This is a genomic window from Roseobacter sp. HKCCD5988 (assembly GCF_037830355.1).
GTDB lineage: Bacteria > Pseudomonadota > Alphaproteobacteria > Rhodobacterales > Rhodobacteraceae > M30B80.
The window spans coordinates 438,959-458,448 of the sequence record NZ_JBBLYJ010000002.1 but is presented as its reverse complement, the minus strand read 5'-3'; the positions used below and the strand labels follow the sequence as shown (position 1 = coordinate 458,448).

Below are 19,490 nucleotides of genomic sequence, written 5' to 3'. Positions count from 1 at the left end.
GCGATTATCCTTTTCGTTCAAGCTCGGCCAAGGTCGGCTGACGCTTGCACCTGAAATCATTGTAGTGCGAATCAGTGATTCGCAAAGCGAATTAACGTTTTTTCTTCTCCCACACGCGCTCCTCTATCAAGTGGCGCAGGCGGTTTGAATATGCAGATGTGTCTTCACTGGCATCCGCTTGGTCGTTTCTTTTCGGCTTTGTGGCTTGTTGTAACGTCTTTAAGGCCTGAGTTAAACGCCATGACAGGTGCGGATCGTCTTCGGTGCGATCCAACCCCTCAAGGGCTTCGGCCATTTCATGGTCGATCCCATGCCACGCGGCCAGTTTCGCGAATTCCTCCGTGAGGCAGTCTCGTGCTTTGTCTTCCGCGCCCTGCGATAAAATGGGCGGTGAGATGCGCACATGGCCCATTGAGAGCAGATTTTCAAGAAGGGGAGATAACCCAAAAGCCTCTAATTCTTGGTTAAGGCTTTCTTTGTCACGGCATCGCGTCCCCAAAAGATGCGCACTCAGGCGGCGATATTCCTCCAGCTCAGGGTGTAGTCGGTCAAGCTGCGGCTCAAAATGATCGAGCAAGGCGGGGTAAAGACACAACAACGCCAAGATGACCGACCAACGCAGATCTTTTTCGCTAATTGCCCCTGATGCGAGGGCCGAGGCAAGGGTTTCCGCCAAAGGTTCGAGAGGGAGGTCAGGGCGCATAAACCCAGCCTTGCGGGGGCTGCGGGCTGTTTTAGGTGCTGCCGAACTCTGCCGTTTTTGGCGGAACAGCTGCCATTTGAGGTCTTTGAATGCTGTATCGTAGTGGTGGCGTAAATCAGGATCTTTGATCTGTGCCGTGGCGCGGCGCAGCGATTTGTCCAATTCGGCGCGCCGTTCGGGGCTGTCAAAAACACGGCCTTCGGTTTCGCGCTGCCACAAGAGGTTGACCAAGGGCTGCGCCCCGTCAATCAGGGTTTGCATTGCGCCGCGCCCTTTGGCACGGATCAGATCATCAGGGTCTTGGCCCTCAGGAAGGATGCAAAACCGCAGGGATTTTTGCGCACCCAACATGGGCAGGGCTAGATCAATCAGGCGCATTGCGGCGCGCAAGCCCGCCTTATCCCCGTCAAGGGCGATGATCGGCTCGGGCGAAATGCGCCACATGAGGTGCAATTGATCGGCGGTGATGGCGGTGCCAAGCGGGGCCACCGCCGCCTCAAACCCTGCACGCCATAGCGCGATGACATCCATATAGCCTTCTGCCACGATCAAAGGCTGGCCCTTGCCCGCGGCTTCGCGGGAGGGGCCGTGATTGAACAAGGCGCGCCCCTTATCGAACAGAGGTGTCTCGCGACTGTTGAGATATTTGGCGCGTGCGTTCGGATCCATCGCGCGCCCACCAAAGCCGATGCAGCGCCCGCGCGGATCACGGATGGGAAACATGATCCGATCTCGAAACGCATCATAGGGCGCGCCACCGTCATCGGGTTTGCTGGCAATCCCTGCGGTGATGATATCCTCGGCAGCGATACCTTTGGCCTGCAATGCTTCAAAGGCCCCGCGCCGTGCTGATGGGGCAAAGCCGATTTCAAACCGCGCAAGCGTGGCTTCATCTATGCCCCGCTTTTCAAGATAATCCCGCGCGTCACGGGCCGCAGAGGATTTCAACTGTAGCTTATAGAATTGCACCGCCGCCTCGGTGGCCTGTGCCAATTTCTCGCGCGCGTCTGATTTTTCCTGTGCGCGTGGATCTCGTTCTGGCATGGGCATACCTGCCTCACGCGCAAGGATTTCAATCGCCTCTATGAAGCTGACATTTTCAGTATCTTTCACAAAGCTGATTGCATCGCCTTTGGCCTGACAGCCGAAACAATAATAAAACCCCTTGCGATCATCGACATGGAAGGATGCGGTTTTCTCTTGGTGAAAGGGGCAAGGGGCCCACATATCCCCCTTGGCCGCATTGGATTTGCGGTTGTCCCACATGACTTTGCGCCCGACCACCTGCGACAGCGAGATGCGGGTGCGCAATTCATCCAAAAATCCAGGCGGTAAACTCATGGGGCGAGTATCTGCGCGAACGCAGGCGCTGTCCAGATGCCGCCGCGCGATCCTCTGTGGAGAACCCTGTGGGCAAATTCACAGCGCGGCTGATCTGCGCGCGGCCACCCCTTGCATTGCATGGGTCAGTTCGGTCAGGGCTGATTGTGCCATGGATCGCATCACAAATATCTCGATGTGATCTCCGTCATCGGCTGTCACAAATAGCGCATCAATATGGCCCAATAAACTGCGCGCAGAACGCCGTGGCCCGAAGGCGGTCGGGCGCAGATCCAAAGGACAAAGCCGCGCCAAAACCTCGGCCAGATCAGGCCCTGTCAGCGTGAACCGCGCCAAAGCCCCGCTTTGATCTGCCAAAAGCGCGTAAGGTGCCAAGGGGGCAAGGGGGGCTGAAGCCCCCAAAAGAAGCGCATGATCTAGCCCGTTCCAAATCAGCCGCAGTGTGTCGTTTGTGACGACCTCACTAGGTGCAGGAAATTTTAGGCCCAAATCAGATTTCAGGATGGTGTTCACCGCATTAAGGCAGTTTGGATGGGGCAAGAGTGCCGTGATGTTTTGGGGGGCATCAATGCTGAGCTGAATCGCGCCATGAGAGATTTCACTGGGGCCCGTTACAACTGGGGCTAGGGAAAGATCAGTCACGCATCCGCCCTCCGTCAGGGTCAAAGAAGACAGGCGGGCAAATCTCGCAAAGGGTTTCTTGCCCGCGTAGATGATCAACCATTTTCACCTGATCCCCATGTCGTGCGCGCCCATCCACAAAGAAGCCAAGTGCGATTGGATGGCCCAAGGTTGGCGAGAAACAGGCGGAAGATACGTAGCCTTTTGAGGTTTCCCGACTGGGTTTTGCATCGGCCTCGAACAAATGCCCGCCTGCAAGAATTTTTGATTGGCCATCAACAGGGCGCAACCCGATTAATGCGGGGCGCGCAGGGTCAAGCAACCCTTCGCGCGCCGCGCCTGCACGGCCGATGAAATCAGTTTTCTTCTTGGACAATAGCCCCGCCATGCCCAAGTCACCCGCGGTCACGCGGCCATTGATTTCGGCATGGGTGATAAAGCCCTTTTCAAGACGTAAGACATTGAGGGCCTCGACCCCATAAGGCCCGCCCCCCATCGCTTCGGCGCGGGTCATAAGTGCGTCATAAAGGCTTGCGCCATAGCCCACGGGAACCGCGATTTCACACCCTTCCTCGCCTGAGAAAGAGATGCGGAAAATGCGGGCAGGCACGCCCAAAACATCCCGCGCGACCCATCCCATAAAGGGCAATTCATCGCGGCGCAGGTCTGTGGTCAGACCCGCCACAAGGTCAAACGCCTTTGGCCCTGCCACCGCGAATTGCGCCCAAGCCTCTGTTGTAGAGGTCAGGCTGAGTTTCCAATTAGGGCAAAAGACCTGCGCCACAAATTCCAGATGCGCCATGACCTCGGCTGCGGCGGCAGTGGTCGTGGTGATCACATAGTCATAGGGGCCTACCCGCGCGCAGGTTCCGTCATCCATAACAAACCCATCTTCGCGCAGCATCAAACCATAGCGCACACGCCCCTCTGGCAGGGTCGACATCATATTGCTGTAGACAAAATCAAGGAACCGCGCGGCATCAGGGCCAGACACGGCGATTTTGCCCAAAGTGGAAACATCGACAACACCGACCGCATTGCGCACATAGCCCACCTCGCGGTTGCAGGACTGCAGCCATGTTGTCTCGCCATTTTGTGGGAAATAGGATGCACGATACCACAGGCCCGTGGCCACCATCGGGGCATTGCGGGCGACACTTGCTGCATGGCTGGTGGTCAGGCGTTCGGGTGCAAACCCTTTGCCTTGCGCGCCCGCGCCAATCGCACCAAGGGACACGGGCACAAAGGGCGGGCGATAGGTTGTCGTGCCAGTCTCGGAAATTCCACGACCCGTGGCATCTGCCAAAACCGCAATCGCGGTCGTGTTTGAACTGCGTCCTTGATCGGGCGCCATTCCTTGGGTCGTGTAGCGCTTCATATGTTCGACCGATTGATACCCTTCTTGCGCGGCAAGGCGGATATCTTTGGTGGTCACATCATTGGCAAAATCAATCCATGCCCGCTTTTTGCCAGAAACCACCCAATGGGGCCTCGCTGTCTCGCGCGAAGCGGGGGCGATTGGGCAGGGCGTATGAGGGGCCGTCAGGCCCAATTCGGACAGGGCATTGATCGCCGCTGCAAACCCCGAGGTGAAACACTCGGCAGTGCTGAAATATCCTGCAGCACTGCCTGCGTAATGCAGGGCAGGCACCGCGCCCTCAGGGGCAAGAAAACAGGATTTCTCCGCGTTCCAAATTGCGTGGGCGCCCATATGGCAGGCAAGGTGAATATTGGGGTTCCATCCCCCAGACATTCCCAAAGCGCCTATGTCCATATCGGTGGTTTTTCCCGCGGCATCACGAATGGTTATGCCCGAGATACGCGTGCGGCCGCGTGTCGCCACGACCTCCGCACCACGATAAAGGGGATAATCGCCAAGCGCAGGCGCATCGCTGCGCGGATCGATGACGGCGGCAAGGGTTGCCCCCGCGGCCTGCAAGGCAAGCGCGTCGCGATGTCCTTGATCCGTGCTGACAAACAGCGCGATTTTGCGCGCTGGCAAGACGCCGTAGCGGTCGAGATAGGATCGCATTGCGCCTGCCATCATAATGGCGGGGCGGTCATTGTCTGCAAATGCGATGGGCCGTTCAACAGCGCCTGTGGCCAAAATCGCAGCGCGCGCAGTGATACGCCAGAAACATTCGCGTGGCACAGTGCCATTCGGGGCGTGCTCAAGTCCCACGCGCTCGATCATGCCATAGGTGCCACCATCATAGGCCCCCGTGACTGTGCAACGCGGCATGATCCGCACATTGGGCATGGCAGAAAGCTTGGCCGATATCTGCGCGAGCCAAGTTTGCGCAGGCATATCGTCAATCGCAGCATCCTCAGGCCAAAGCCTGCCGCCGAGTTCTGTGTTCTCGTCAACAAGGATCACATCCGCGCCCGCCTCAGCCGCGACAAGGGCGGCAGTCAGGCCCGAAGGGCCAGCGCCAATGACCAGAAGATCACAATGCCCAAAGGCCTTTTCAGATGGTTCTGCCTGCATCTCGCGGGACAAGCGGCCCAAACCCGCTGCGCGGCGGATCAGGGGTTCGTAAACCGCTTCCCAAAAGCGGCGCGGCCACATGAATGTTTTGTAGTAAAACCCCGCGCTTAAGAAGGGCGCGGCCAGATCATTCACGGCCAAAAGATCAAACCCAAGCGGCCCAAGATGGTTTTGACTGTTCGCAACAAGCCCCTCATAGAGGAATTGCATTGTGGCGCGTGTGTTCGGGATTGCGGCCCCATATGGCCCGCGTGACAGTTCAACCAAGCCGTTTGGATCATCCGAGCCTGCCGTCACGATCCCGCGGGGGCGGTGATATTTGAAACTGCGCCCGACCAATGTGACATCATTGGCCAGAAGGGCAGAGGCAAGGCTATCGCCCTCGAACCCCTGATAGGTTTTGCCGTCAAAGGTAAAATTGAGCGGCTTGTCGCGATTGATCCGTCCTTTGCCCTCAACCCGCATGATCTTGCCTTCGATCGCGTAGCAACTGTGCCCCTAGGATGGCGTGGCTGACTGTGTTTCGAGTGACAGATATCCACGCCCCGCAGCCGTGTGCATGGCGCCAAATCTCAACGATTTGGCCGGGTTGATTGTCTCGCAAATGCAGATAGCTGTGCCACGCCGCCACGCCCGCCTCAGCCGCAGGGCGATCTGCATATGTAATATCGCCTTTGGGACGAAATTCGCGGCTGTCTCTTTCGCCGCAAATGGGGCAGGGGATACGCATAACCGTCTCGATCTCTAATGCAAATTATGTTGGCTGCCGCGGCCTTCTTCATCCATGAGGCCCCGCCCCGTCTCAAACCGGTCGAGGCGAAAGCGCTCGGCGCTTTGATGCGGCTGATCTGTGGCCATAAGATGCGCGAAGGCATAACCCGATCCCGGCACAGCCTTAAAGCCGCCATAACACCACCCACAATTCAAATAGAGGCCCTCTATCGGGCTTTTGTCGATAATGGGGCTGCCATCCGAGGACATATCCATAATCCCGCCCCAAGAGCGCAGCATTTTGGCCTGTCCGATCATCGGCATGAGCGTCATGCCTGTTTCCACCACATGCTCTGCGGTGGGCAGGTTCCCGCGCGAGGCATAGGATGCATAAAAATCAAGGTCACCGCCAAAGACCAGTCCGCCCTTGTCAGACTGGCTGATATAGAAATGCCCCATGCCATAAGTGATCACATGGTCAATTGCAGGCTTTAGCCCTTCGGTGACAAAGGCCTGCAACACATGGCTCTCAATGGGCAAGCGCAGGCCTGCCATTGCGGCCACCTGAGAACTGCGTCCCGCCACCACAACGCCAATCTTGCGTGCGCTAATTGCACCCCGCGTGGTTTGGACACCCGTGACGCGGCCCTGATGCACATCAATCCCTGTGACTTCGCAATTCTGGATGAGGTCTACACCGCGTTGATCCGCCGCGCGGGCATAGCCCCAAGCCACCGCATCATGCCGCGCTGTGCCGCCGCGTTTGTGGTAGAGCCCGCCAAAAATTGGGAAACGTGTTTGATCATAATCGAGATAGGGGATCATGCGCCGCAATTCATCGCGATCCAACAAGATCGCATCATCGCCTTGATTGATCATCGCATTCCCGCGCCGCGCAAAGGCATCACGTTGCCCGTCTGAATGGAACAGGTTGATGATGCCGCGCTGGCTGTGCATGACATTGTAATTCAGGTCTTGCTCTAGCCCTTCCCACAGTTTCAGGGAATGGCTGTAAAATTGAGAATTGCCCTCAAGTAGGTAATTTGCGCGCACAATGGTGGTATTACGACCGATATTGCCACCGCCCAAATAGCCCTTCTCAAGCACGGCAATATTTGTGATGCCATGATTTTTGGCGAGGTAATAGGCGGTTGCCAGACCGTGGCCGCCACCGCCAATGATAATCATGTCATACTGCGCTTTTGGAGCAGGATCGCGCCACGCGCGCGTCCATGATTTTTGCCCTCGCAATCCTTCGCTGATCACACGAAGGCCTGAATAGCGCATCTGACCTCTCCCTTTGTCCCTAGCCTCACCCTAGGACAGCAGCGCAGAAGGGTTTCGTCAAGTTGCGACAAACTCAGGTATTTTGCCGACCATCTTGGATGAAATAATCAGGGGTTAATCGCGAGGGCGTAATGTTTTGCGCGGTCAAATATTGTGTGACGATGCTAGAAACTTCGGCCTCATCATTGGCGGTGCCTGCCGCAGAAAGAACCGCACGATCAATCGCGCTTTGCAATTGCGCCCGTTGAGATTCGAAGCGGATCACATCCACCGCCAAGCCATCGAGGCTGACCATGACCATCGTCAACAGCACCACAAAGATCGTGACTGTGCCCTGCTCGTCCCGCCAGAATCGGTTCGCGCCCAAACCATGGCGGCAAAGCTGTGCCGTTTTTGGTTTTCCCTGCATCATCCTCAATCCATTGACCTGACCCACCGCAGATTTGGCGGAGGCTTTCCTGTCATGTCCCCAAAGAGCGGTGAAAATGCGGCGATTACGGGAAGAGTTTACGAAGTTTTTTGCAATCTTCGTTGCAAGGCGTAGGGTTTGAGGTGTGACACAGATCACAAACCCTTTTTGATTGTCATGATTTGGCAAAGTTTGGGTGCGATGAAGGGGGATATGCAAATTTAATCGCACTCGCGCCGTTTTGTTCGCTGTCTAAGGAAGGAACAGCTATGGCCAGCATCCCTGCAAATGAACCGAGTTTTCGCCAATCCGTTGAACTGATGTTCAACCGTGCGGCCGCGTTGATGGATCTCTCCCCCGGATTGGAGGAGAAAATTCGCGTCTGCAATTCCACCTATGTGGTGCGTTTTGGCGTTAAGCTACGCGGTGAAATTAAGACCTTTACGGGTTATCGCTCGGTGCATTCCGAGCATATGGAACCTGTAAAAGGTGGCATCCGCTATGCCCCCAATGTCAATCAAGATGAGGTTGAGGCCTTGGCGTCCCTGATGACGTTTAAATGTGCGCTTGTAGAGGCGCCATTTGGTGGCTCGAAAGGTGGTCTGTGCATTGACCCGCGCGAATGGGATGAAGATGAACTCGACCGCATCACCCGCCGCTTTGCCTATGAGTTGATCAAGCGTGATCTCATCAACCCCAGTCAAAACGTGCCCGCCCCAGATATGGGCACGGGCGAGCGTGAGATGGCGGTGATTGCAGATCAATATGCTCGCATGAACACAACCGACATTAATGCAAAGGCCTGCGTTACAGGGAAACCCATTCATGCGGGGGGTATTCAAGGCCGTATCGAGGCCACAGGGCGAGGCGTGCAATATGCCTTGCGGGAATTCTTTCGCCATCCAGAGGATATCAAGGCGGCCAATCTATCGGGCGACCTTGAGGACAAGCGTATCATTGTGCAGGGCTTGGGCAATGTGGGCTATCATGCGGCGCTGTTTCTGCGTGATGAGGATGGCGCGAAGATTACCCATGTGATCGAACGCGATGGCGCGGTTCATAATAATCAGGGGTTGGATATCGAAGCCCTGCGCGCACACATCGTTGCCACGGGCGGTGTGCGTGATTTCAAAGGCGGCACCTTCATCGAGGATGGCGCCTCTGCGCTTGAGGCTGAGTGCGATATCCTGATCCCTGCGGCGCTTGAAGGGGTGATTAACCTGTCCAATGCCGCGCGGATCAAAGCACCGCTCATCATTGAGGCGGCCAATGGCCCGATCACCGCTGGCGCGGATGATGTGCTGCGCGAAAAGGGCGTGGTGATCATTCCTGATCTTTACGCCAATGCGGGCGGTGTGACCGTGTCCTATTTCGAGTGGGTGAAGAACCTGTCACATATCCGATTTGGTCGGATGCAGCGCCGCCAAGAAGAAAGCCGCCATGAATTGATCGTAGATGAGCTCGAGCGGCTGTCGCGCGACACGGGCATTGGTTGGACGCTGTCGCCCGATTTTAAACAAAAATATCTGCGCGGCGCAGGAGAGTTGGAATTGGTGCGCTCGGGCCTCGATGATACGATGCGCACCGCCTATCAGGCGATGCGCGAGGTCTGGCACGATCGCCACGATGTGCCTGATTTGCGGATGGCGGGATTTTTGGTGTCCATTGCCCGTGTGGCGGCAAGCTATCGCGCAAAAGGGTTATGACCTCTTTCGGGGGCGGGTTCGCGCTTTAGGATTTCGCCCCCAAATCCCGCTCCGCCAATATGATTTTGATCAAATCAGCTACGGCCTTGGCTTCGCCCGCGGATGTGACGCCGCCAACGGCCACAGATTTCCCCCAACGCCGCCAAAGACCAGGGGCATAAACGCGACCCCCTTCCTCGGGTTTGTGCAAAAATACGATAAAGCCCCCCGCGGGCTTCATCGCGGAAAACCCGCGATCCACGCTTTCGACATTGTCGATATGGAACAGCACGCGGCCATTCTCTTCGCGTAGGCATTCGCGGGTTAGGATCAATTTGTGCGATGAGGCCTCCCACAATTTATAGGTCATCCCCAATGACCCCACGCCAAACACAATCAACAGCAAGAGCCAGAAGAGATTTTGGGGCGGGTTTGTGGCCGCAATCATGATCAGAAGAAACCCTAGGCCACCCAAACAAAACACCGCAAAGCTGCGGCGGGCAATATTGGGGGCGATATAGCCGATAATCTCGTCTTGGGCGCGTTTCTTGGCCACGAAGCATTCCTTTCGCTGAAATCTGCCCCCCGCTCATACATGGAATATCAGCCCTCGCAAAGATGCACATCTTTTTGCGGATTTGTGCAGATTGTCATGGTGTGGGATGCGCCCTAGTTTCACTCACAACACGCCCCAAAGATCTTACGGGGCATGAGAAGGAGAAAGCTTATGTCGATCCGTCCTGTTGTCGAAGCGCGCAGTGCAAAGCCCACGTTGGAAGGGGCAGGGGTGCATTTGCACCGTGCCTTTGGCTTTCAAGATCCAACCGAACTTGATCCGTTCTTGTTGTTTGACGATTTTCGCAACGAAGACCCCGCCTATTTCCAGAACGGGTTCCCTTGGCATCCCCATCGTGGGATTGAGACCATCACCTATGTGCTGGCAGGCACGGTTGAGCATTCAGACAGCCTTGGAAATACTGGCAAATTGGGGGCAGGTTCGGTGCAATGGATGACCGCAGGGCGGGGCATCTTGCACCAAGAAATGCCGCTCGGAAACGCCAAGGGGCAAATGCACGGATTTCAGCTGTGGGGTAATCTGCCGTCATCTATGAAAATGACAGATCCGCGCTATCAAGATGTCGCCGCGCAAGAAATCCCAGAGGTGATTGATGACGATGGCACCCGTGTCAAAGTGATCGTTGGGGAGTTTTGGGGCAAGAAGGGCCCCGTTGATGGCATTGCCGCTGATCCTCAATATTTGGATATTTCGATCCCTGCGGGCGTGAAGAAAACCTTCCGCATCGACACCTATCGCCGCGCCTTTGCCTATGTCTTCGAAGGTCAAGCCGCATTCGCGGATGCAAGCCAACCCGCAGGCGTGCTTTTGGAAAAAGAGGTCATGGGGCAAGAAGTGAACATTCGCGATATGTCGGGCGATCGCACCTTGATCCGATTTGGCACAGGCGATGAGATCACTGTGCAGGCGGGGCCTGAAGGTGTGCGGTTCCTTCTGATTTCGGGTGCGCCTATTGAAGAACCTGTCGCGTGGCATGGGCCAATTGTGATGAACACCCAAGACGAAATCCGCCAAGCCATTGCGGATTTGCGCAATGGCACCTTTGTGGCGCCCGCGCATTAAGTCACCTTTCCAAGGGGCGGGGGATCCCCTAAAAAGCGGCCTATGTTGAACATTGTCGAACATGGCACGCCGCAGGATCGCCCGCCTCTTTTAATCGCCCATGGTCTCTATGGATCAGCGCGCAATTGGGGTGTGATTGCGAAACGGGTCGAGCGGCATTGTCTCACCGTTGATATGCGTAACCACGGCGCAAGCCTATGGTATGACAGTCACAGCTACCCTGATCTGGCCAATGATCTGGCCCAAGTGATCGAGGCGCATGGCGTCTGTGCCGATGTGGTTGGCCATTCGATGGGAGGCAAGGCGGTGATGATGCTGGCTCTGACGCGGCCCGATTTGATCCGCCGCGCGGTGATTGCGGATATTGCCCCAGTGACCTATGGCCATTCGCAACAGCCTATGATTGATGCCATGCGCGCAATTGATCTCAGTGCGGTTGCAACACGCGGGGATGCAGATCGTCAATTGCAGGCCCATGTGGACGATGCAGGGGTTCGCGCGTTTTTGCTGCAATCTCTGGATGTTAAGGCACAGGCGTGGCGGCTAAACTTAGATGTGCTCTCGCGCGAAATGGCAAAGATCACAGGCTGGCCTGAGGGGGATTTCATCCCTTTTGAGGGGGATATCTTATTCCTGTCGGGCGGGCGTTCCGATTATGTCCGCCCCGAGCATCGCCCTGCCATTAAGGCGCTGTTTCCCAATGCGAAATTCGCAAAAATTCCGCAAGCGGGGCATTGGCTGCATGCTGACACCCCGCGGGAATTTGTGGAAAGCCTAAAGGTGTTCTTAGGCTAACCTGCGCGTTTCATGCGCTGCATGATATTGGTCTTCCAGACAAATTGATGCACCAAAACCGCGCCCACATGCACCAAGAACAAAAGCATGAGAAGCGACTTGAGAACCTCATGCACCGCGGCGCTCGCCTCAATCTGACCGCCCCATGCCAGCATCCCCGTGATTGGCAAGGCCAGCATAAGCGCATAAAAGGCCCAATGGGCGAGATGCGACAGCTGCGCAAAAATCGCGGGCTCTTCTGCGGGGGCATCAGGCGCGCCGCGCCGCAGGCGCAGAACAAGCCGCCAGATCACCAAAAGCAGCACCAAAATCCCAGGAATGGCGTGGCTCGCCCATCCCAAGGATTGCGCGTAAACGCCTGTTTCAAGCGCCTGCTCATAGGCCTCTTCAATGCCTTCGTGGTAGACGAATTGATAAATGATGAGGGCGGCTATGCCCCAATGCAGCGCAATCTGCGTGCCGCTATAGACCAGTGTTTTTGACATCTCTTTTCCGTTCCTATCAGGTTAATGCCTTAATACGCCCCGCTATTATCCACGCGGCGGGCAAGGCAATGACCGCACCACCCCCTGCGGCAATGGCAATCGGCTGCCACCCGTCAAGACCTGCGGCCAACACAGCTGTTACGCAGATCCCCGCCAAAGCTGTCGCGGCCAATGTAAATATGAGGAAAAACAAGCGCATGATATGATCCTTTTGGTTCGTTCTGCACGTTTCTTAAAAGGTATCATTGCCGTAAAGATCTGCCGCGCCTTGATTTAGATCAGGTTTGACGCGGCCAAAAGGGCCGACCGCCTGCAGGCCCCTACTGCCCCCACAAAGCGGTCGGTTACTTTGGCAAACTCACTACACCCCAGCACACCTGCGCAACTCGCTGGCCACGATTGACGCATGAGAGGAGGTGACACGACTTAAAGGGGATGTGTCAAGAGCGCAGACGCGAGAGAGGCGGGCATATCTGCCTCCCCGCGCCCTCAATCATCCATCTTCAACGCGTTGATGAACGCGCTTTGCGGGATTTCGACCTTGCCGAATTGGCGCATCTTCTTCTTGCCCGCTTTCTGCTTATCCAAGAGTTTCCGCTTGCGGGTGGCATCCCCGCCATAACATTTTGCGGTCACGTCCTTGCGCAGCGCGGCCAAGGTTTCGCGTGCGATGATGCGCCCGCCAATCGCGGCTTGGATCGGGATTTTGAACATATGGCGGGGGATCAGCTCTTTGAGCTTTTCGCACATCATGCGGCCCCGCTGTTCGGCGCGGTCCCGATGCACCATGGTCGAAAGGGCATCAACTGGCTCATCATTCACCAGAATTTGCATTTTGACCAAGTAATCCTGCTGATAGCCCGTCATCTGATAGTCAAAGCTGGCATAGCCTTTGGTGACCGATTTCAGGCGGTCGTAGAAGTCAAACACAACTTCGTTCAGCGGCAAATCATAGACCACCATCGCGCGGTTGCCCGCATAGGTGAGGTCAAGCTGCACCCCGCGGCGGTCTTGGCAGAGTTTCAGCACATCGCCCAAGAAATCATCAGGCACAAGGATCGTGGCCTTGATCCGCGGCTCTTCGATATGATCGACATAGGTCAGGTCGGGCATATCGGCGGGGTTGTGCAATTCCACCATCGACCCATCCCGCATATGCACATGATAAATCACCGAAGGCGCGGTGGTGATAAGGTCGATATCATATTCTCGTTCGAGACGGTCGCGGATGACCTCAAGGTGCAAAAGACCCAAGAACCCGCAGCGGAAGCCGAACCCAAGCGCGGCTGAGGTTTCCATCTCATAGGTAAAGCTTGCGTCATTGAGGGCCAATTTCTCAATCGCATCGCGCAGGTCTTCGAAATCATTGGCATCCACAGGGAAAAGGCCGCAGAACACCACGGGGATCGAGGGCTTGAACCCAGGAAGCGCTGCCGCACAGCCGCCTTTATCATGGGTGATGGTGTCGCCCACACGGGTGTCGCGCACCTGTTTGATGGAGGCGGTCAAAAACCCGATCTCGCCTGGCCCGAGCTCTGCAATATTTTCCATCTGGGGGCGGAACACGCCGAGGCGGTCAATTTGATACAGCCCGCCGGTTTTCATCATACGGACGCGGTCGCCCTTTTTGATCTTGCCATCCACCACGCGGATCAGAACGACCACGCCGAGATAAGGGTCATAATAGCTGTCAATCAGCATGGCCTTGAGCGGTGCATTCGCGTCACCTGTGGGTGCAGGCAGGCGGGTGACGATTGCCTCTAGAACGTCAGGGATGCCCAAACCCGTTTTCGCGGAAATCATGACCGCGTCTGAGGCATCAATCCCGATCACATCTTCGATCTGTTCGCAAACCCGCTCAGGTTCGGCGGCAGGCAGGTCAATCTTATTGAGAACCGGAACAATCTCATGATCCGCTTCAATCGCCTGATACACATTGGCCAAGGTCTGCGCTTCAACGCCTTGGCTGGCATCCACAACCAATAGCGACCCTTCCACCGCCCGCATCGAGCGGCTGACCTCATAGGCGAAATCGACATGGCCGGGCGTGTCGATCAGGTTCAGAACGTAGGTCTGGCCGTCCTTGGCAGGGTATTCAATCCGCACAGTATTGGCCTTGATGGTGATCCCGCGTTCGCGCTCGATATCCATCGCGTCAAGCAATTGCTCTTTCATATCCCGCTCGGCCACAGTGCCGGTCAGTTGGATCAGCCGATCCGCCAAGGTGGATTTGCCGTGGTCGATATGCGCCACGATGGAGAAGTTACGAATGCGAGAAAGCTCGGTCATGTTGGCCCTAGGCTATGCGTGCAGTAGGCGGTCAGATAGCGCAAGGCGGGCCAATAGGAAAGAGGGCTCAGATGATAAACCCGCGCAAGCACATGCCCTGCCTGCGCGGGTTTGCGGGATCAGTTGTTATGGCCTTCGCCCATCGACCCATGGCCGCTCATGGAATGGCCTTCGGGCATGCGATCAAGATCAACGGGGATGGTCACTGTCAGCGGGCTTGCCGTCTCGAACGTGAACGTCACTTCGATCTCAGCGCCATTTTCCATCGGTGCATTCAGCCCCATGAACATCACGTGCTTGCCGCCACGTTCAAGCAAGATAGTTTCGCCTGCTGCAATGGGAAACCCCGCTTCGACATGCACCATACGCATCACCCCATCCCCATCGGCGATATGAGTGTGTAGTTCAACTTTGGCAGCCGCATCTGACATCACGCCTGTGATGACGTCATCTTGGCCCGTGTCGTTGGTGATTTGCATAAAGGCCGCACCTGTGGGGGCCGAGGGGCCTGTGCTGCGGGCATAGGCATCGCTGACGACCATATCGGCCAACGCAAAAGAGGGCAGCGCGCAGAGGGCTGCCGCGACGAAAAACTGTTTTTTCATTTTGGATATCTCCATCCAGATCTGTGTTGAAATTCAAATAGGGTTGAACTCACAGAAGGATGGGGGGCTCGGGCCTGTTTGTGGCGGGGGAGAGAGGCCCCAATTAGGGTAGGGGCTTCACGTGTCTGGTCAAATTTATGATAGCTTGCATTCGCCTGCCAAGCGGGGCTTAGGATCAGCGGGGCAGCATGGGCCAGATGGCAATCAAGGCAGGCGTGTTTGTGCGCGACAGGCGCCCCGTTTTGATCCAGAAGTGGCAAGCCCTGCGCATCGGTAACGATCCAGACCTGCTCGGCCCCGAGGCATAATGTGGTTAAGTCGCCCCAAACCATTTGACCGCGCGCCATGGCGTGGGCGCTGCTCGTTAGCACCATCAGCGCAATCAGCGCTGTCATCAGCCAATTGGAAGCCTTGCGTGTCATGGCGCCAATCAAAACCACAAAAGATAATGTCTGGCCCTGCGCGATGGTGTCGCGCTGCCGCATAAAACGAAACACCCCGCAACCAAGGGTCGGGGGCATTTCTTGCAGCATCCTCACCCGCGAAGGTCAGGATCTCGATAAGCGATGATTAGGCTTGCGCAGCTTGCGCTTTGGCAATCTCGCGCTTGATCTTCAAGGCGCGGGGCGACAAGACGTCATCCTTCGCGCGCAGAAGAACAGCATCCAAACCGCCGCGCGCATCTACGGTGCGCAAAGCAGAGTTGGAAATACGCAGTTTGAAGCTGCGATCAAGAATTTCAGAGCCCAAATTCACTTCCGTCAGGTTTGGCAGGAAGCGGCGCTTGGTTTTGTTGTTGGCATGGCTGACATTGTTGCCAGACATCGGCCCCTTGCCAGTCAATTCGCAGACGCGTGACATTGGATCATCCTCGTCATAAGAACAGTGTGTAACTATAAAAGGGCGCGGAAGGCTCCACGCCCCTTAATCTCGCGAGGGGATACGGGCCTTCGCCGCAGGTGTCAAGCGATTCATCGGCAAGATTTCTGCATCCGTCCGAGATCGTGGAAAGCGTATTTTTGTCGCAAAATGCAGTAGTTTGAACCTGCCGCTACCCAATCGCTATTGATTCCCCTAGACTGGCTGTGGATAACTAACATCCAGATGCAGGATATTGAGCAGGGATAAGGAACCACCATGCGTTGCCCCTTTTGCGGAAATGTTGACACCCAAGTCAAAGACAGCCGCCCCGCCGAAGACCATGTCGCCATCCGCCGCCGTAGGCTCTGCCCAGGCTGTGGGGGACGGTTCACCACTTATGAAAGGGTGCAACTGCGCGATTTGGTGGTCGTGAAAACCAATGGTAAGCGCGAAGATTTCGACCGCGATAAGCTTGAACGCTCCATTCGTATTTCTATGCAGAAGCGTCCGGTCGAGCCTGAGCGGATTGATCAAATGATCTCTGGCATTGTACGGCGTTTGGAAAGCATCGGCGACACGGATATTCCATCGAAAACCATCGGTGAGATCGTGATGGAAAGCCTCGCGCGGATTGATACAGTCGCCTATGTGCGCTTTGCGAGCGTGTATAAGAACTTCCAAGCTGCGGATGATTTCGAAGATTTCGTTGCTGAATTGCGCCCGCCGATCCCCCCTGAGGGGTAAGCCGCAATGATCGCGGCATCGCAGGAAGAAGATTTACGCTTCATGCGGGCCGCGCTGACACTCGGACAGCGCGGGCAAGGTCGCACTTGGCCAAACCCTCCTGTTGGCTGTTTGATTGTTAAAGATGGCTTGGTCATCGGGCGGGGCGTGACCGCACCTTCGGGTCGGCCACATGCCGAAACGCAAGCCTTGGCACAAGCGGGGGAGGGCGCGCGGGGGGCGACTGCCTATGTTACGCTTGAGCCGTGCAATCATCACGGCCAAACCCCGCCTTGCAGCATGGCCTTGATCGAGGCAGGGGTGGCCCGTGTGGTCATCGCCCAAGATGATCCCGACCCGCGCACCGCGGGGCAGGGCATCGCGCGGCTGCGTGACGCGGGTATATCTGTGACGACCGATATTGCCGCGCCCGAAGCTGCGCAGGCCCATGCAGGATTTTTCATGCGTGTGACACGCGGTAGGCCCTTGGTGCATTTGAAACTGGCAACAACGCTTGATGGCCGCATCGCAACGGCCAGTGGCGAAAGCCGCTGGATCACGGGCCCTGAGGCGCGGCGTATGACCCATGTCATGCGTGGCTGCCATGATGCTGTGATGATCGGTGCTGCCACAGCGCGGGCCGATGACCCTGACCTCACCTTGCGCGATATTGGCAGCCCGCATCAGCCGTTGCGCGTCATCCTTTCGCGCAGGTTAGATTTGCCGCGTGGGGGGAGCTTGCAAGCCTCTATCGCGAAGGCGCCGCTTTGGCTTGTCCATGGCCAAGACGCCCCGCATGAGGCCTGTGCCTATTGGGGCGAGGCAGGGGCGCATTTGATCTCGCTAGCCCAGTCCCAAGGGGGGCATCTTGAGTTGAACGCCGCATTGCAGGCGTTGGGGGATGCAGGTCTGACCTCCGTTTTCTGCGAGGGCGGGGGGGCTTTGGCCGCAGGTCTATTATCGGCGGATTTGGTGGATCGTCTCAGTGTATTTTCCGCAGGCAGCCTGATTGGTGCCGAGGGGAAGCCCGCGCTTGGTGCTTTAGGGATTTCCGAACTTGCCGCTGCACCACGGTTCTCGCGCCTTACGCATCGTGCGGTTGGGGCGGATATTCTCAGCCAATGGTCGCGCGTCTAAAACGCCTTGCGCAGACGATTTAGGCGATCCATGGCCGCCAGAATGCGGCTGCGCCGTTGTGGATCTTTGAGACAGGCAAGCGCCACCTCAATGCTACAGGGGCTATTGGTGATCGGATCATAATATCGCGGATAGGCGATGAGCGCGGTACAGGTCAGCGAAAGAAGATCAGGCTGCATCCCTTTGCGCCGCTCAGGTCGTGGTAAAAGATCATCCGTTAGCCCCCATCCCGCATAAAAGGGCACGCCTGTTGTGGTCACGGGAACCCCCCGCAGAAGCGCCTCGAACCCATAAGTTGAGGAGATGGTCATAACCCGGTCAATTTCGGCGAGCAGCTTGGTGGGGTTGCAGTAGGGCTAAATTGTGGCACAAATTTGGCGCAGCTTTTGGGGCACGCTCTTGCCCTAAGGCAGGGGCGGCGCTAGGCAGAGGGGCAAAGAGGGTCTCAAACGAAAGGCGGGCCGATGTTCACTGGCATCATCACAGATATCGGAACGGTCACGGCATTAGAGCCGCGCGGGGATTTGCGGGCGCGCATTTCTACACATTATGACACGACACGCATTGATATCGGGGCTTCGATTTCCTGTGACGGCGTTTGTTTGACGGTTGTTTCATTGGGTGAGGATTGGTTCGCGGTCGATATCTCGGCCGAGACCGTGTCGAAAACCACGATTGCGGACTGGGTCGAGGGGCATCACATCAACCTTGAGCGGGCCTTGCGCTTGGGTGATGAGATGGGGGGGCATATCGTTTCGGGCCATGTGGATGGCGTGGCTGAATTGATTGAAATGTATGACGAAGGCCAATCCACCCGTATGCGATTTCGCGCGCCACGCGATCTGGCCGGATTTATCGCGCCAAAAGGATCGGTCGCGCTGAATGGCACATCGTTGACGGTGAACGAAGTGGAAGGCGATGTGTTCGGCGTGAATGTGATCCCCCACACGAAATCCGTCACTACTTGGGGGGCAATGGCGGTGGGCGCGTGCCTCAATATCGAGATTGATATGCTCGCGCGCTATGTCGCCCGATTGCAGGATTGGAAAGCTTAACACCTCTCTGCGTTGACGCGCCGCGCGAAGCACCTTAGATGCGGCGCGACTTATGACAGATGATGCGCGCGCGAGATGCTGCGCCCCAAGGATTGATACAAGCCCGATGAGCACCCCGTCAGATGACACCCCCAGCCGAGAGACTGCCCCACAAAATGCGCGGCAGATGAAATCGGCAGCCCGTCTATACGCGGTGCAAGCCCTATTCCAGATGGAGCATTCTGGCCAAAGCGTGGACGCCGTGCGCCGCGAATTCGAGGCGCATCGCTTTGGTGCGGTTCTCGATGGCGAAGAAATGGCTGAGGGCAATATCGACCTCTTCACCCAGCTTCTTGAGGATGCTGTGGCGCGTCAGGCCAAGATCGACCAAATGACCGATCGTGCCTTGGTTGCAAAATGGCCGATTGACCGCATTGATCCCACCTTGCGCGCTTTGTTTCGCGCGGCTGGGGCGGAATTGGTTGGGTCTGATACACCGCCTAAGGTCATCATCACCGAGTTTGTTGATATTGCGCGGGCGTTCTTTCCCGAAGGGCGCGAACCAAAATTCGTGAACGCCGTGCTAGATCATATCGCCCGCGAAGCACGCCCCGAAGCGTTTTAACCGCCAAAGCCATGCGACCGATCTGTCGCAGGAATCGCAGTTGCACTGGCGT

21 protein-coding genes are annotated in these 19,490 nt (G+C 56.7%); 7 read left to right on the top strand and 14 right to left on the bottom strand.

Annotated features, from left to right (window positions below):
* Positions 1-91 precede the first annotated feature (91 nt).
* The 6 genes from dnaG to AAC636_RS10330 all read right to left on the bottom strand — a co-directional run bounded on the left by dnaG (position 92) and on the right by AAC636_RS10330 (position 7,563).
* Positions 92-2,044, bottom strand: a complete 1,953-nt coding sequence (gene dnaG / locus AAC636_RS10355) for a DNA primase (protein ID WP_340301448.1) — start codon at positions 2,042-2,044, stop codon at positions 92-94.
* Between the two features lie 78 nt (positions 2,045-2,122).
* On the bottom strand, positions 2,123-2,686 hold the full coding sequence (locus AAC636_RS10350) for a sarcosine oxidase subunit gamma (protein WP_340301447.1): 564 nt from the start codon (positions 2,684-2,686) through the stop codon (positions 2,123-2,125).
* Positions 2,679-5,618, bottom strand: a complete 2,940-nt coding sequence (locus tag AAC636_RS10345; protein WP_340301446.1) for a sarcosine oxidase subunit alpha family protein — start codon at positions 5,616-5,618, stop codon at positions 2,679-2,681. The genes AAC636_RS10350 and AAC636_RS10345 overlap by 8 nt, the downstream gene beginning before the upstream one ends.
* On the bottom strand, positions 5,608-5,883 hold the full coding sequence (locus tag AAC636_RS10340; protein WP_340301445.1) for a sarcosine oxidase subunit delta: 276 nt from the start codon (positions 5,881-5,883) through the stop codon (positions 5,608-5,610). Before AAC636_RS10340 ends, AAC636_RS10345 begins: the two co-directional genes overlap by 11 nt.
* A 14-nt stretch (positions 5,884-5,897) precedes the next feature.
* The gene (locus tag AAC636_RS10335) at positions 5,898-7,151 is read right to left on the bottom strand and encodes a sarcosine oxidase subunit beta family protein (RefSeq protein ID WP_340254414.1); all 1,254 of its coding nucleotides are present in this window, start codon (positions 7,149-7,151) and stop codon (positions 5,898-5,900) included.
* Positions 7,152-7,224: 73 nt separating this feature from the next.
* Complete coding sequence (locus AAC636_RS10330; protein WP_340301444.1) at positions 7,225-7,563, bottom strand: TadE/TadG family type IV pilus assembly protein; 339 nt, start codon at positions 7,561-7,563, stop codon at positions 7,225-7,227.
* Positions 7,564-7,829: 266 nt separating this feature from the next.
* Between AAC636_RS10330 and AAC636_RS10325 the strand changes: the two genes are divergently transcribed.
* A complete protein-coding gene (locus AAC636_RS10325) occupies positions 7,830-9,266 on the top strand; it encodes a Glu/Leu/Phe/Val family dehydrogenase (protein ID WP_340301443.1) in 1,437 nt (478 codons plus the stop codon).
* A 25-nt stretch (positions 9,267-9,291) separates the two neighbouring features.
* Here the strand turns inward: AAC636_RS10325 and AAC636_RS10320 are convergent, their stop codons facing one another.
* Positions 9,292-9,801, bottom strand: a complete 510-nt coding sequence (locus AAC636_RS10320; protein WP_340301442.1) for a hypothetical protein — start codon at positions 9,799-9,801, stop codon at positions 9,292-9,294.
* Positions 9,802-9,972: 171 nt separating this feature from the next.
* Between AAC636_RS10320 and AAC636_RS10315 the strand changes: the two genes are divergently transcribed.
* Both AAC636_RS10315 and AAC636_RS10310 read left to right on the top strand, forming a co-directional pair.
* Positions 9,973-10,884, top strand: coding sequence for a pirin family protein (locus tag AAC636_RS10315; RefSeq protein WP_340301441.1), 912 nt, complete (start codon positions 9,973-9,975; stop codon positions 10,882-10,884).
* A 42-nt stretch (positions 10,885-10,926) separates the two neighbouring features.
* Positions 10,927-11,679, top strand: a complete 753-nt coding sequence (locus tag AAC636_RS10310) for an alpha/beta fold hydrolase (protein ID WP_340301440.1) — start codon at positions 10,927-10,929, stop codon at positions 11,677-11,679.
* On the opposite strand, the gene AAC636_RS10305 is transcribed toward AAC636_RS10310, so the two are convergent.
* From AAC636_RS10305 to rpmB, 6 genes are all read right to left on the bottom strand, one after another.
* A complete protein-coding gene (locus AAC636_RS10305) occupies positions 11,676-12,164 on the bottom strand; it encodes a cytochrome b (RefSeq protein WP_340301439.1) in 489 nt (162 codons plus the stop codon). The genes AAC636_RS10310 and AAC636_RS10305 overlap by 4 nt on opposite strands.
* A 16-nt stretch (positions 12,165-12,180) precedes the next feature.
* A complete protein-coding gene (locus AAC636_RS10300; RefSeq protein WP_340301438.1) occupies positions 12,181-12,363 on the bottom strand; it encodes a CTP synthetase in 183 nt (60 codons plus the stop codon).
* Between the two features lie 290 nt (positions 12,364-12,653).
* On the bottom strand, positions 12,654-14,453 hold the full coding sequence (lepA, locus tag AAC636_RS10295; protein WP_340301437.1) for a translation elongation factor 4: 1,800 nt from the start codon (positions 14,451-14,453) through the stop codon (positions 12,654-12,656).
* A 119-nt stretch (positions 14,454-14,572) separates the two neighbouring features.
* The gene (locus AAC636_RS10290; RefSeq protein ID WP_340254432.1) at positions 14,573-15,058 is read right to left on the bottom strand and encodes a copper chaperone PCu(A)C; all 486 of its coding nucleotides are present in this window, start codon (positions 15,056-15,058) and stop codon (positions 14,573-14,575) included.
* Positions 15,055-15,579, bottom strand: a complete 525-nt coding sequence (locus tag AAC636_RS10285; RefSeq protein WP_340301436.1) for a hypothetical protein — start codon at positions 15,577-15,579, stop codon at positions 15,055-15,057. Before AAC636_RS10285 ends, AAC636_RS10290 begins: the two co-directional genes overlap by 4 nt.
* A 49-nt stretch (positions 15,580-15,628) precedes the next feature.
* Entirely contained in the window at positions 15,629-15,919 is a 291-nt protein-coding gene (gene rpmB / locus AAC636_RS10280; protein ID WP_340254438.1) for a 50S ribosomal protein L28, read from the bottom strand.
* Positions 15,920-16,195: 276 nt separating this feature from the next.
* Here rpmB and nrdR point away from each other — a divergent pair, with 276 nt between their 5' ends.
* Positions 16,196-16,663, top strand: a complete 468-nt coding sequence (gene nrdR, locus AAC636_RS10275) for a transcriptional regulator NrdR (protein ID WP_317655566.1) — start codon at positions 16,196-16,198, stop codon at positions 16,661-16,663.
* 6 nt (positions 16,664-16,669) lie between these two features.
* On the top strand, positions 16,670-17,779 hold the full coding sequence (ribD, locus tag AAC636_RS10270; protein WP_340301435.1) for a bifunctional diaminohydroxyphosphoribosylaminopyrimidine deaminase/5-amino-6-(5-phosphoribosylamino)uracil reductase RibD: 1,110 nt from the start codon (positions 16,670-16,672) through the stop codon (positions 17,777-17,779).
* On the opposite strand, the gene AAC636_RS10265 is transcribed toward ribD, so the two are convergent.
* Positions 17,776-18,114 carry a capsular polysaccharide export protein, LipB/KpsS family gene (locus tag AAC636_RS10265; RefSeq protein WP_340301575.1) on the bottom strand — a complete coding sequence of 113 codons (339 nt, stop codon included), beginning with the start codon at positions 18,112-18,114 and terminating at the stop codon, positions 17,776-17,778. The genes ribD and AAC636_RS10265 overlap by 4 nt on opposite strands.
* Before the next feature lie 129 nt (positions 18,115-18,243).
* On the opposite strand from AAC636_RS10265, the gene AAC636_RS10260 reads away from it, so the two are divergent.
* Both AAC636_RS10260 and nusB read left to right on the top strand, forming a co-directional pair.
* Positions 18,244-18,834 (top strand): riboflavin synthase, encoded by a 591-nt coding sequence (locus tag AAC636_RS10260; RefSeq protein ID WP_340301434.1) that lies wholly within the window; start codon positions 18,244-18,246, stop codon positions 18,832-18,834.
* A 106-nt stretch (positions 18,835-18,940) separates the two neighbouring features.
* On the top strand, positions 18,941-19,438 hold the full coding sequence (gene nusB / locus AAC636_RS10255) for a transcription antitermination factor NusB (protein ID WP_317655558.1): 498 nt from the start codon (positions 18,941-18,943) through the stop codon (positions 19,436-19,438).
* Positions 19,439-19,490: the final 52 nt, after the last annotated feature.